This is a genomic window from Roseiflexus sp. (assembly GCF_057785375.1).
The window spans coordinates 68,321-81,834 of the sequence record NZ_JBYNRX010000003.1 but is presented as its reverse complement, the minus strand read 5'-3'; the positions used below and the strand labels follow the sequence as shown (position 1 = coordinate 81,834).

Genomic DNA, 13,514 nt, shown 5'->3' with positions numbered 1-13,514 from the left:
GGGAAACTCCTTCAGGAAGGCTGTCTGACTTGTAGACGATGACGATCCTGCTATCTAAGAAGCTTGTCCCTATGAGCGCCGCACCCCGACATAAAACTGGTCATGCTTTCCAGCCAGCAGCACTCCGATATTCTGGCGTCGGCAATAATCCGACCCCGGTGAAATGCACTGAATGTTCCAGGCATGCAACGCGGCACATCGAGGGCTTTATCCCTCATTCCGTAGCCATTGATGCGCTGTTCTCCAGAAAGCGCTGTATACCATAATCCGTTGGCGATAGGCGTCGATCGCGTTTGTTTTCGTTCTTTCCAAATCCGGCAGCGAGCGAAGCGATAGTATGGAGTTCGTGCTCATCTCCTGGTCTCTGGTCATCAGTGGCAGCGCAGCAATTGTGCTGGCGCTCGTCATTCTGCAACATCGCGAAGCCAGCGGCAGTATCGCGTTTGCGCTGGTCATGATCGCTGGCGCTATCTGGTCGTGGGGATATTTTCTCCAGATTAATGCCCTCTCTCTCGACCTCGCAATGTTCGCACTGCGGGTCAAGTATATCGGCATTGTCAGCGTGCCAGCGTGCTGGCTCTGGTTTACACTGACGTACACCGACCGCGCTGCTCGTCTGACGAAGCGCCAGGCGGTTGCACTGGCATTCTTCCCGATTCTGACCCTGATCATGAATAGCACCAACGACTGGCATAGTCTGTTCTACCAGCGCATCAGCGTGACGCTGCCGGATGTGTTGCCCCGCCTGAGCTTCGAGTACGGTCCCTGGTACTGGCTTAACATAGTCTACTCGTACACCCTCATTCTGCTGGGTGTCGGGCTTTTGGTGCGCTTCTGGAGAAGCGCTCTGCAACTGCATCGCTTCCAGATCGCACTCTTGATAGGCTCATTGCTCTGCATGACCATCATAAGCCTGTCATTTTATGTGAGCCAGCAGTTTAGAGGTCTCTTCGACATCACTCCGATTCTGCTTGCTGTGAACGGCACATTCTTCTACCTGGCGCTGTTCCGTTCCAGTCGGATCGACACACGCCCGATCGCTTACACCCGCTTGTTTGAACAACTGAGCGATGGGGTGCTGGTCTTTGATGTTCGGGGAACGATTATTGACTGCAACCCGGCGGCGCGTCGGCTCCTCGATCTGTCGAATCCTGTCGGGCAGGCGGTGCAGGATGCACTGCACCGCTGGCCCACGCTGGCGGATTATTGTATCAGTGCTCATATGAGCGAACCAATGCGGGTAGAGCAGAGCGGCCAGGTGCTTGATGCGCGCTGCACGACGCTGCGCGACCGTCGTGGACGGCAGAGCGGGTACATGCTGGTCGTGCGCGATGTGACGGACCAGTGGCGGATTCAGCAGGCGCTCGCCGCAAGTGAAGCGACGCTGCGCGAGGAACGTCGCATGTTCGTCAGCGGTCCGGTCGTTGTCTTCCGCTGGGATGCGCTCAAGGATTATCCCGTTTCGTATGTGTCGCCCAATGTGCAGGAACAATTCGGATATGCGCCCGAAGCATTCACCAAAGGCGGGTTAATCTATCTGTCGCTGATCCATTCCGATGACCGTCAGCGCATCCAGAACGAAATCATCGACTATGTGCGCCAGAAGGCATCCTGGTATCGCCAGGAGTACCGATTGCGACGCGCCGATGGCGCATATCGTTGGGTTCACGACCATACCACCGTTATCTACAATGATCTCAATGAACCGATCTACTTTCTTGGCTACATTCTCGACGTCACCGACCAGAAACGTGTCGAGACTGAGCGGCTCGACCTTGAGCGTCGGCTTCAGCACACCCAGAAACTGGAAAGCCTGGGACTGCTGGCAAGCGGCGTCGCGCATGACTTCAACAACCTGTTAATGGCGATTATGGGAAATCTTGACCTTGCTTCGCTGCTGCTCGTCAAGACATCGGACGCCTACCGGCACGTGCGCAATGCGATGCTGGCGACTCGTCACGCCGCCGGGTTGACGCAACAACTGCTGGCGTATGCCGGGAAGGGGAGCAATCAGTGCGCCGAGGTCGATCTCACCAGGATCGTCGAAGGTATGGCGGATATGCTGCGCGTATCGGTTGGTCGGCATGTGCGCCTTGAATTGGATCTTGCCCCGCACCTTCCGCCATTTCAGGCGGATGCTTCGCAGATCCAGCAGGTTGTGCTCAATCTGATCCTCAACGCGGCTGAAGCGCTTCCGCCAGGCGGCGGAACGATCCGCCTGCGCACAGGCATACGCTTCTGCGATGAGTCGTTTCTGGCGACGAACCGCATCGACAACCAGTTGCCGCCAGGCGATTACCTCGTGCTGGAAGTGTCCGACACGGGATGCGGCATGGATGAAGAAACGCAGCATCGTATGTTCGATCCCTTCTTCACCACCAAAACGATGGGACGCGGATTGGGCATGTCGGCCGTGCTTGGCATTGTGCGTAACCATCACTGCGGGATCGTGGTCGATAGCGCCCCTGGCTGCGGCACAACCATCAGCATCCTGTTGCCGCCAGCGTCAACAATTGAGGACAGGCGCGACGCCGCCGTTGATCTGGAGCCGATAGCCACACCTGAGCCGACGACGATTCTTGTGGTGGACGACGAATCTGATGTGCGCGATGTGACGGCGCGCCTGCTCATCCACCTCGGCTTTCGCGTGATCGTGGTTGCCGATCAAGAGTCCGCCGTCCAGGCTCTGAAAGAACACCTGTCAGATATCGTCTGCGTCCTGCTCGATGCCAATCTTGGCGGCATTGATGGACCGACCACGCTACGAGCGCTGCGCGCTCTTGCGCCGTACGTGGCGGTGGTGGTGACGAGCGGGTACAGTCAACCCGATATTCTGAATCAATTCGCCAATGCGACGATTGAAGGCTTTCTGCAAAAACCGTACCAGATGACCGAACTGTATGGCGCTATCCAGTGCGCCATGCGCCAGACGATTATGGCGACAGTTCCGGCGCCGCTTTCAGACGCTGATGCAACCCCTGAAGCGCAACAAATGCCGGACGCGGACTCCAGTCGGGATTGAGCAAACCAAACGACGCCTGCTCGTGGTTTGGGTTCCCTTGCGCCCCCCACAGGACGGCAAAGTTCATATTCCATAAAAACATTGCCCCGACCCACGGACGCCCTTCCGTATCGCGGTACTGTTCATACACCCGCGTGATCGCGCGAACGATGTAGTCTGCCTGATCCTCAAACGTCAGCAGGTTGCCGAATTCAAACCCTGGCGTGTCGTTCGGCGTCGCCCATCCGTATTCGGTGATCCAGATCTGACGGTCGCCAAGACCGTGCTCGACCATCAACGCCCGTACATTCTCGACGTGGCGGAAGTAGTGGGTTGAATGGTCGTTCCAGCCCGGACGATCGCCGGGAAATTCGGGGTAGAGCCAGTCGGGAGAGTTTGCCGCGCCGCCCGGATGCACTGCCTGCGCGTCGAAATAGTCGCGCATCATGCCGTCTTTGTAGGTGTACATGGCCCGCAGATACTCCATGTCGGGAATGGCGCGCTCCGGGTCGAATACGCCGGTCGATGCCGGCGCCGCCGCCAGAACGTAGATGTTGGGATTGATCGCCTTGATGCGACGGTAACACTCTGCCAGGATTTCCACGTATCGCCCCGGATCTTCGGGCGTCACGCGACCGCCATTTTCGACCGCCAGATTTGGCTCATTCCAGATCTCGACAGCGGCAATGCGGTCACCGTATCGTTCCACCATTGCTGCCACAAAATTGCCCATGACACGCGGATCGCGCGGCTTGCCGCCATTTCCGGGAGGGTAGAACGCTGGCGATTGGACGATGTTCACCAGCAACTTCAGGTTGCTGGCAGATACATCGGCAACGATGTGGTCCAGCTCGTCCCAATAGTACACGCCCGGCGCCGCCTCGATGTCTTTCCAGTGCACCTGTTGCCGCACCCAGTCGAAACCGGCGATCTTCGTCAGCATCAGCACACGGCTGCGGTCGGTATAGTACAGGTGCGCCACCACGCCGAATTGCAGCGTAGACGTGCGCAGAAAGCGCGGCTGCGGCGTTGCGGGGTCCGGTGTATTCGCCGACGACGGTAACGCCGGCGTGACGCTCAGCGGCGGTTGAACTGTGGTCGTGGGGGGCATCACGTTCGGATTGGGGCGGGTCAGTGGATTGGTTGCCGCCGAGCCACAGCCGGTGAGCAGGGCGACAATGATACTGCACCACACGACCCAGCACAATAAACGAATGGCAGAAGAGTGCATGGTAATGATATGTTCCTCATCGAATCCTTATCTGAGCAATGGATCAAGGCAGTGAGAGCGAACGTATTATAAGCGATGCGGTATTTCCGGCAAAACAAAAGTTTTGGCAACAGTGACATCTACTTCCAGTATAATTCCCATAGAAAGAGAACATGATGCAGGCGACCGGGGACATCATGACCGAATCGACCGCTACTGAGGTGCAGCAGCTGATTGCCGAAGGGCGCGCCGCTGCGCTGGCAGGCGACACCTTCACGGCGCGTTCGCGGTTTCGCCGCGCCACTGAACTCGACAGCGAGAATGTCGATGCCTGGATTGGCCTGAGCAGCGTTGTGCCGATCCTCGCCGAGAAGCGCGATTACCTGCAACGCGCCCTGGCGATCGATCCGACCAACGCCGAGGCGACGGCGAGCCTGGCGTATGTCGAGAAGTTGCTGGCTGAAGGGCTGCAAATCGCCCCATCGCATCGCCGTCAGGAACGGCAGGCGAGCGGCGATGCTTCGCCATTGCTCTCTGCCCCGGAGCCGCCGACAACAACGGTCGAGGTTGCCTATTGCTATATCCACCCCGACCGCGAGACCGGATTGCGCTGCGTGCAGTGCAATCGCCCGATCTGCGGTTCGTGCGCACAAATGACCCCAGTTGGACAACTCTGCCCGGAGTGTCGCAAAGCGCGCCGTCCGCCGCACTATCAGGCAGACCTGTCGCATATGCTGATCGGCGGCGTCACCGGGTTCTTTGCGGCGCTGATCGGTTCAGTGCTGGTCGTTGTGCTTGGCGGCGTGCCGTTTCTGGGGTTGTTCCTGGCGATGCTGGCAGGACCGCTGACCGGCGGGTTGACAGCGCGCATTGTGGAGCAGTTGACCCGCAAACGCGGCAGGGCGATGCAGGCATCGGTCGGCGTTGGTCTGGGCCTTGGCGCGCTGCCGCTTTTTGGGTTCGGCGTCATTGCGCTGCTGAATGGCGCCTTCCTGCAACTGTTGCTCATCGGGTTGTGGGTGGCGCTGCTGATTGTGACGGCCGTTGCGCGGCTGCAGTAGCGGACGGGTCCCGGATCGACCGGCGCGTGTCTGAACACTTGCATCATTCATGTGAGATGCTTGGGTGGGCGAAGGCACTGCCTGCGCCCACCCAATCGCCTGCGCCCACCCATCAGACACGCTCTTAACTCGATGGTCGCGCAATGGATACCACGAATTCGTTCCCGGCAACGAACAGGTCTGGCTCTCGACCAATGGCCTGCCGGACTAACCGGATGGCGCGATACACGCCGCTGCCAATGCCGGTGACCAGCCCCCAGCGGCTGAACAGGGTGTACACTGTCGGATTGCGGAGCACATGAGCCGCCCCCATCTGAATGGCGTCAATCGTGACGGTGTTGGGCAACCCGCCTGGTGTGCGGATTTCCACCCGATTGTCAAAAACAAAGACCCGCACGGGTGCAGTGATCGTGTAGTCGCAGTGTGCCAGGGCATTGACCAGCAACTCGCGCAGCGCCTCCGGCGGCAGTTCGGGGAAGACTTCCGGCTCAAGGTCGCGGATACGGTGCGTCGTTGTCAGATGAATGTTCAGAAAACGCCTGGCGTCTTCCAGAATATCGAGCAAACGACCGCCGATCTGCTTGGCGTCTGAGGGTGCCGCGCTGAGATCGGCGCCCGGAACGCGCGCCGCCGCCAGATGCGATTGCGGAAGGAATTGCTGCGGGTTGTAGCCGAAAAAGAGCATGGCTGCCACTGTAGGGCGGATTATCCCACCGTGTTCGCGCGCTAGACGCAACTTCCGCAACAGGGTCTCAAGACCACCGCTCTCCTCCACCGAACGCTGATATGCCTGCTGCGTGAAGCGCTCGATAGCGCTGCCATCCAGATCGGCCAGTGTCGCCTGCACCAGGAGCGTCTCATCGTAGTAAAGGCTCTCGGCGGACTGAAACAGGCGCAGCAATTCCTGGCGCGAAGCGCGCCGACGACCCGAACTGGTGCGGATAAAGAAATCACCTCGTTGCTTTGTCTGGTAGGGTCGCTGGCCGCCTTTGGGTACATTGACAATGAGTACAGCGCGCCTCGCCTCGTCGTGCACGGTCTCCTGCACGACGGTGATCGGCGGCTCGCAGTTGTTGTAAGCGATCTGGTCCACGCGCCGCGCCAGACGATCAGCGTCGGCCACGCCAACAATGCGCCCGTCGTCGGTTACGCCGAAGATGAGTTGCCCGCCGTCAGTATTGGCGAACGCCACCAGCTCCGACGCGATGTCGTCGGCATGCACCTCGGCTTCTTTGAACTCGGTGTGCAGATGTTCGCCGCGATGGAGACGGTCGAGCAATTCCAGGAGCGTCATAGCGATTACCGGAACAGGACACGGACAGGCATGGATATTGTATCTTAATCCGTGCCTGTCCGTCGTATCCGCAGGCATTGGCGCGCTATGCGAAGGCGTCACGCCCTGCCATACACCGGGATCGCCGCCCCGCTGATGATGCGTGCATCGGGACCGACGAGGAACAGGATGACGCGCGCAATCGCTTCCGGCGCAACCCAGCGGCTGTGGTCGGCATTCGGGTCGGCGGCGCGATTGGCCGGTGTGTCGATCACACTGGGCAGGATGGCGTTGGCGGTAATGTTGGAGTCGCGCAGTTCAGCGGCAAGCGCCTCGGTCAGTTGCAACACCGCACGTTTGGCGGCGCCGTATGCCGCCACGTTTCTGGCGCTCTGCGTCGCTGTGCGGCTGCTCACGTTGACAATCGATCCGCCGCCGCGCGCCAGCATATGCGGTACACCGGCAGCGCTGGAAATGACCGCAGTCTTGAGATTGATGTCCAGTTGCTGTTGCCAGAGCGACCAGGGGGTGCGATGCACCGGTTCGCCGCCAGCGAAGCCCCCGGCGATATTCACCAGAATGTCGATGCCGCCATAGGCGCTGGCAACCTGAGCATACGCCTGTTGCACCGCCGTCTCATCGGTCAGATCGAGCGGCGCGCCATCCAGCCTCGCGCCAGTCGGCACGGTCAGACGTTGTCGCAGGCGGTCAAGGTCATCTGCGACAACATATGGAACCCATACCGTCGCACCGGCTTCGAGCAACGCCTGAACGACAGCGCCGCCGAGCGCTCCGGCGCCGCCGGTGACGATAGCAATTTTTCCTTCGAGCATCATCCTCTACCCATTTCTAGAGCGTTTCTCAGAAATAAAGACGCGAAGACGCAGAGTGCATCTTTGCGCCCTTGCGTCTCCGCGTTCATCTCTTCGAGCAATGCTGTCGCGCCTGGTAAGCAATGCGGTTATACGCCTGACAACAACGCTACGACATCGGCACCTGCGGGACGATCTTACCCTCGATGCGTTTGAAGATCTCCGCGATCGAATGGCCGGTGATGGTCAATCCGTGGTTCTTCAATCCAATAACCGCGCGCGACGGATCGGGCGCCTGGCGCACCAATTCGGCCACTTCAGCCGCCAGTTCGTAGGTGCCGCACGGGTAGTTCACCTGCGTTGACGGAATGGGGTCACGCCACCAGGCGTGGATGTGAATAATTGCGTGGACCTGCGGATGTTCGCGGTAGATCATGTAGTGCTCGATGGCGTCGACCGACACGCGACGCGGTTCGATATGCGGCGGCACGCTCAGGTTGATTTGCAGGTTTTCCGGGTCATATCCGGTCACCAGCAGAATATCGCGCCCGACGACATCGAGGCGGCTCTTATCCACCCCCGACGCCGACATCCAGAAATACTCCGGGTTGTGCAGCGCGCGGGCGCTCAGGTTGCCATAACTGAGACCGCCAATGCCGTACAGTCGCTTGACGTGGCGCAGTTCGCGCTCCGACAAATACTCCTGAATCGGGATGGCTGCCGGGAGCAACCCCATGCTGTCGAGTTTCATGCCCGCCCAACGGATCTGGCGGGTGGCTTCATCACCGTTCCAGAGATGATCCGGCAGGTCGGGCGTGAACTTATTGTTGATCACCAGATGGCTGCATGCCAGCGGTTGGATGCGCCGGTAGATCTGATCGAAAAACGCATGTTCGTCGCCATCGAGTCGCACGGTGTAATGCCCCTGTTCGATGGTGACGAAATGGCTCTCGAGCACGCCATCCACGCGCGTATTGTAGATCACCATGTTTGCCAGCGAGCGCACAATCAGCGGATAGGCCGCCTTCATCACATCCTGCTGATTCTCTTCGCCTTCGACGATCGTCACGACGAACGTTCCCTGCCCGCGACGATGGATCGGTCGGGGACGATCAATGTCGCACAGGTTCAGCACCAGGCGCGCGGACGGCGATTCGGTCGTTTCGTCGGCGCCCGACGGATCAGCAGCGATGAACGTATGGCCGTGGCGTGTCAATGCCGCGTTCAATCCCTGGGCAAACCAGTGGACAAAAGCATTGTGCGTGTTTTCGGCGGTTGTAAAGGTCAGATGTTCGTCTGGGGCGAGCCGCGGCCCCATCAATGGCGTCCAGGTATCCTGATGCATGGCAGTTCCTCGAAGATGTTGCAACGTGTCGAGCAACCTGCTCGTCTGCACAAAATCTTACGCAAGAATAGCCGCACCAGGCGTACCTGTCAAATTGAGAGGGTTTCGGCAACGTCCTCCTCGGCGCGTTCACGGGCAGAGCCAATCGAGAAGTATTTCGCCTCCGGGTGATGAATGACGATAGCTGCCGTGCTCTGCTCCGGAACCAACTGCCAGGCGTCGGTCAGCGAGACGCCGATCTGTTCGGCGGGCAGAACACTGAACAACTTCTCGTGCTCTTCGAGGTCCGGGCAGGCGGGGTACCCCCACGAGTAGCGTTTGCCCTGCGTTCCTTTCAGCCCCAACTGCTGACGGATGAGGCGGTTCGTGTACTCGGCGAGCGCCTCTGCCAGCGACACGCCCAACCCGTGGATGAAATAGGCGCGCGAGTAGTCGCCGGCGTGTTGCAGCGCCTCGGTCAGGTCATCGACCTTTCGCCCCATCGTGACGATTTGCAGCGCCACGACGTCATACTCACCGCTCTCGCGCGAGCGGAAGTAGTCGGCAAGGCAGAGGCGCTCACGCTCCGGTTGACGCGGGAACACGAAGTGCGTCAATTCGCGCGGCTGTGCGCCGTTCAGCGTCGAAGGCGGGTCGTAGACGATGACCTCGTGCCCGTCGCTCTGACAGGGGTAGTAGCCGTATACCACCTGTGGTTCGAGCCATCCATCGCGTTCCGCCTCACGCACCAGGTCGCGCACTTTTGCATCAAACTCCGCCTTCAGGCGCTCCCACTCCTCGCCTCTGGCGTTCTTTGCCCCCCATTGCAGGCGATACAGCGCGTTGCGGTCCAGGCACTCGACCACATCCACCAGTCGGATGCGGCGAAGGACCTTTGCCCCCCAGAACGGCGGGGTTGGAATCGGCACATCGGTGCGCACCGCCGAACGCACCTTCGACGTATCGCTCAGCGTCGCGCGTCCGAGTTCCGCCAGCGCCACGCGACCACGCTGTTTCTTGCCGAGCGACTCGGCGGCTTCCGCTTTCACGCGCTCAACGAACGCCTCGCGGGCTGCCGGGTCCGCCAGAGCATCGACTGTCTCCAGCCCTTCAAATGCGTCCTTGCAGTAGAAGACGCCTGGTTCGTAGGGGGTGTTCTCATCGACGAACAGGATGCGCTGGCCGTACTGCTTGTTGATCGCCGCACCACCGACCAGCACCGGGAACTTGAGACCGCGCCGGTAGAGTTCCTGCACACAGAGCGGCATCTGCTTCGAGGTGCTCACCAGCAGCGCCGACAATCCGATCGCGTCGGCATTGACCTCGACCGCCTTCTCGATGATGGTGTTGATCGGCACCTGTTTGCCGAGGTCGTAGACGGTGTACCCATTGTTGGCAAGAATGGTGTGCACCAGGTTCTTCCCGATGTCGTGGACATCGCCGTACACCGTCGCCAGCACGATTCGGCCTTTGGTGACGCCTTCCAGTTTTTCCAGGTACTGTTCCAGGTGCGCAACGGCGCGTTTCATCACCTCCGCGCTCTGCAACACGAAGGGCAGGATCAGTTGCCCGGCGCCGAACAGATCGCCGACCTCTTTCATTGCCGGCAGCAGGACGGTATTCAGCACATCAACCGCGACGGCGTTGCGGAAGGGCGATGCGAAGAGCGACTCACGCGAGCGTTGGGCAGGATCAACAACGCCATTGCTGCCGCCGGCGTGCGTCTCCGCTTCACAAATCCGCTCGGCGATCACCTGGTCGATGTCCGCCTCGATGCCTTCCTTCTTGCGATGGACGATCTTCCAGTGGATGCGTTGCGCAGCGGTCATCCCCGCGGTCGGGTCGGCGCGTTCGGCTTTTGCATCCGCCGTGTGCTCCTCGAAGAACTGAATGAAGCGCGCCAGCGCCTGATCGTCGCGGTCGAAGATCAGGTCCTCACAGACTTTGATCTGCTCCGGCGGGATCTCGGCATACGGTGTGACGTGCGCCGGATTGATAATCGCCGTATCGAGACCGGCATCGACGGCGTGCTTGAGAAACACCGAATTGAGCGTGGCGCGGGCATGCGGCGCGACGCCAAAACTCAGGTTGCTGACGCCGAGAGTCGTGAAGCATCCAGGGATGTGTTGCTTCACCAGGCGAATGCCTTCAATGGTTTCGATGGCGGCGCGGCGCAGTTCTGATTGACCGGTGGTGATCGGGAAGGTCAGCACATCGAAGATCAGCGCTTCAGCCGGCACGCCATACTCGTCCTGCGCAATCTGTGCAATGCGTTTTGCGATCGCCAGTTTGCGTTCAGCGGTGTGCGCCATCCCTTCCTCATCGATCGTCATAGCGATGGTTGCCGCGCCATAGCGCGCCACCAGCGGCAGCGTGCGGTCGATCTTATCGCCGCGCCCGCCTTCGAGCGACACCGAGTTGACCACCGCGCGACCGGGGTAGATCGCCAGCGCCGCTTCGAGCACATCGGCTTCGGTCGTGTCGATCACCAGCGGCAATTCGACGTTCATCGTCAGCTTTTTGACCAGTTTGACCATCATCTCGCGCTCATCAGAGCGTTCGGTCATTGCCACGCACACATCGAGCAGATGCGCGCCCGAGTCGACCTGTTCGCGCGCCACTTCGAGCACGCCGTCGTAATCCTCGTTCAGCAGCAGGCGTTTGACCTTGCGTGAACCGAGCGTATTGACCCGTTCGCCGATGATGGTCAGCGTGCCTTCCTGCTGCAGTGCAGCCGCGCGCACTCCTGATGAAGCGCTCGGAATGTACTCGATGTCGCGGACTTTCGGCGGAACGACGCCAACCACCTCGCGCAACCGGCGAATATGCGCCGGGCGCGTGCCACAGCACCCGCCGACGACCGCCACGCCATAATCGTGGACGTACTCACCCAGGATGCGCGCGAATGGTTCTGGTTCCATCGGGTAGACCGTCTCGCCGTTGACCTCGATTGGCAGACCGGCGTTGGGGATACACGAGATCGGCTTACGCGAGTGCCGCGTCAGATACCGGATCGCCTCGCGCATATGCTCAGGACCGGTAGAACAATTCAGGCCGATCACATCGACCGGCATCGCTTCGAGGGTGGCAATGATTGCGGGAACCTCCGTGCCGAGGAGCATCTTGCCGGAGAGATCGAGGAACACCTGCGCCTGCACCGCGACATCCGGGCGATTGAGTGCGGCTTTGGCGCGGCGAATGCCGTCGAGCGCCGCTTTCACTTCGAGAATATCGACGCTCGTTTCGACCAGCAGCACATCGACGCCGCCTTCGATCAGCGCCGTTGCCTGCTCGTAGAAAATATCAGACAACTGATCGAACGTAATATCAGAAAGCGCCGGGTCGTCAGACGAAGGAAGTTTGCCGGTAGGACCCATCGAACCGGCCACGTAGCGCGGCCTGCCGTCGCGCGCCTCGAATGCGTCGGCGACGCGCCGCGCCAGGCGCGCAGCCGCGACATTAATGGCGTGCGTCTGCCCGGCAAGTCCCCATTCTTCCAGGCGCGGGCGTGTCGACTGGAAGGTGCAGGTTTCGAGCACATCCGCGCCCGATTCCAGAAAGGAGGCATGAATCTGCTCGATCACGTCGGGGCGGGTGATGACCAGATAATCGCGCGCGCCGAAGGTGCGCTCGCCGCCATAATCGGCAGGCGTCAGATCGAATGTATCGATGCTGGTGCCCATGGCGCCGTCGTAGATCAGAACACGCTCGCGCAGGGCTTCGAGGTATGTGGGTCTCTTCGTCAAGGAAACACCTCGCAATTTGGCTTGATGACAGGTCCTGTCTCGATCAGGAATCGCATCCGGCTGGATGTGGCAGGGGTTGCTAATGAAAAACCTCACGCACCTGCGCGAGGTTCCCGGAAGCCTCATCACCACTCATCTTCCAGCCTGCGCTGCCGAAGTTGCCACCCTATAGCCGGGGATCGTGCGATCGTTTGACCTGCTCGATCCGGCGGTTACGGGTTGGCGGAGCTTCATCGGGCCGGTCCCTCCACTCCTCTGGATGAGCATCTTTATGTGGTAGTATAGCATAGCGAAGAAAAGTGCGTCAATGTCAATTGATTCATAAGTCCACTGCACACCGGCTTCACCACCAGGGACCCGAAGCGCACGAAGGGGAAGAACCATGAAGCGCATGTCCTTCGTGTCCCCTGGTGACCTTCGTGGTTTCGTGGTTACCGCTTTGTGCAGTGAAGTCATTCGTCCATCGCTTGACATCCCCCGTCTGGAGTGCTACCATATATCTCGCAGAAGGGCGGTTAGCTCAGTTGGTTAGAGCGCCACGTTGACATCGTGGAGGTCACTGGTTCAAGTCCAGTATCGCCCACCAGTGTCACATGAGAATTGAGAATTGAGCATTTCGTCTCAGTTCCAATTCTCTTTTTGTTTGCGGGTTAGAGATTAGGGATCAGGGATTGGAGCAATGAGATCAATGAACTTAACCCTCACCCCCTGACATCCCCTCCTTCACAGCCATGATGCGAGTGTTGCGCGTCTTGTTGTCCAGTCTTCTGCTGACCTGCCCGGCATGCCAGCGCGGGCGCATGTTTCGTTCGCGGTTCACGATGAATGTACGCTGCCCGGTGTGCGGCATTGTGTTCGAGCGTGGCGCCGGTGAGTTCAGCGGCGGGATGGCGATCAATACGGTGGCTACCTCGTCGGTTGCGGTCAGCGGTGCAGCGCTGGCGTTTTTTACCGATATGCCGGTCTGGCCTTTGATTGTCGCGCTGACGCTTGTCTCGGTGGCGTTCGCTATCTGGTTCTACCGGTATGCGCGCGCGTTGTGGGCAGGCATTCTGTATCTGACCGGCTCGATACGGGAAGATTAATC

8 protein-coding genes, 1 tRNA gene and 1 riboswitch are annotated in these 13,514 nt (G+C 59.9%); of the genes, 4 read left to right on the top strand and 5 right to left on the bottom strand.

Features of this window, described 5'->3' with window-relative positions:
- The first annotated feature begins 337 nt into the window (after positions 1 to 337).
- Positions 338 to 3,022 (top strand): histidine kinase N-terminal 7TM domain-containing protein, encoded by a 2,685-nt coding sequence (locus AC3EA7_RS00450; RefSeq protein WP_488612047.1) that lies wholly within the window; start codon positions 338 to 340, stop codon positions 3,020 to 3,022.
- On the opposite strand, the gene AC3EA7_RS00445 is transcribed toward AC3EA7_RS00450, so the two are convergent.
- On the bottom strand, positions 2,934 to 4,232 hold the full coding sequence (locus AC3EA7_RS00445; protein WP_488612046.1) for a hypothetical protein: 1,299 nt from the start codon (positions 4,230 to 4,232) through the stop codon (positions 2,934 to 2,936). The genes AC3EA7_RS00450 and AC3EA7_RS00445 overlap by 89 nt on opposite strands.
- 176 nt (positions 4,233 to 4,408) lie before the next feature.
- On the opposite strand from AC3EA7_RS00445, the gene AC3EA7_RS00440 reads away from it, so the two are divergent.
- Positions 4,409 to 5,272: a B-box zinc finger protein gene (locus AC3EA7_RS00440; RefSeq protein WP_488612045.1), complete on the top strand. Its 864-nt coding sequence runs from the start codon at positions 4,409 to 4,411 to the stop codon at positions 5,270 to 5,272.
- 124 nt (positions 5,273 to 5,396) lie between these two features.
- Here the strand turns inward: AC3EA7_RS00440 and AC3EA7_RS00435 are convergent, their stop codons facing one another.
- The 4 genes from AC3EA7_RS00435 to AC3EA7_RS00420 all read right to left on the bottom strand — a co-directional run bounded on the left by AC3EA7_RS00435 (position 5,397) and on the right by AC3EA7_RS00420 (position 12,427).
- Positions 5,397 to 6,566 carry an RNA-binding domain-containing protein gene (locus AC3EA7_RS00435; RefSeq protein ID WP_488612044.1) on the bottom strand — a complete coding sequence of 390 codons (1,170 nt, stop codon included), beginning with the start codon at positions 6,564 to 6,566 and terminating at the stop codon, positions 5,397 to 5,399.
- Between the two features lie 98 nt (positions 6,567 to 6,664).
- On the bottom strand, positions 6,665 to 7,378 hold the full coding sequence (locus AC3EA7_RS00430; RefSeq protein ID WP_488612110.1) for an SDR family NAD(P)-dependent oxidoreductase: 714 nt from the start codon (positions 7,376 to 7,378) through the stop codon (positions 6,665 to 6,667).
- Between the two features lie 148 nt (positions 7,379 to 7,526).
- Positions 7,527 to 8,702, bottom strand: a complete 1,176-nt coding sequence (locus AC3EA7_RS00425) for a class II aldolase/adducin family protein (RefSeq protein WP_488612043.1) — start codon at positions 8,700 to 8,702, stop codon at positions 7,527 to 7,529.
- 89 nt (positions 8,703 to 8,791) lie between these two features.
- Entirely contained in the window at positions 8,792 to 12,427 is a 3,636-nt protein-coding gene (locus AC3EA7_RS00420; protein WP_488612042.1) for a methionine synthase, read from the bottom strand.
- Between the two features lie 129 nt (positions 12,428 to 12,556).
- Positions 12,557 to 12,693, bottom strand: a riboswitch (SAM riboswitch).
- 243 nt (positions 12,694 to 12,936) lie between these two features.
- Here AC3EA7_RS00420 and AC3EA7_RS00415 point away from each other — a divergent pair.
- Positions 12,937 to 13,013 (top strand) — tRNA-Val (locus AC3EA7_RS00415).
- A gap of 169 nt (positions 13,014 to 13,182) precedes the next feature.
- On the top strand, positions 13,183 to 13,512 hold the full coding sequence (locus tag AC3EA7_RS00410) for a DUF983 domain-containing protein (protein WP_488612041.1): 330 nt from the start codon (positions 13,183 to 13,185) through the stop codon (positions 13,510 to 13,512).
- Positions 13,513 to 13,514 lie beyond the last annotated feature (2 nt).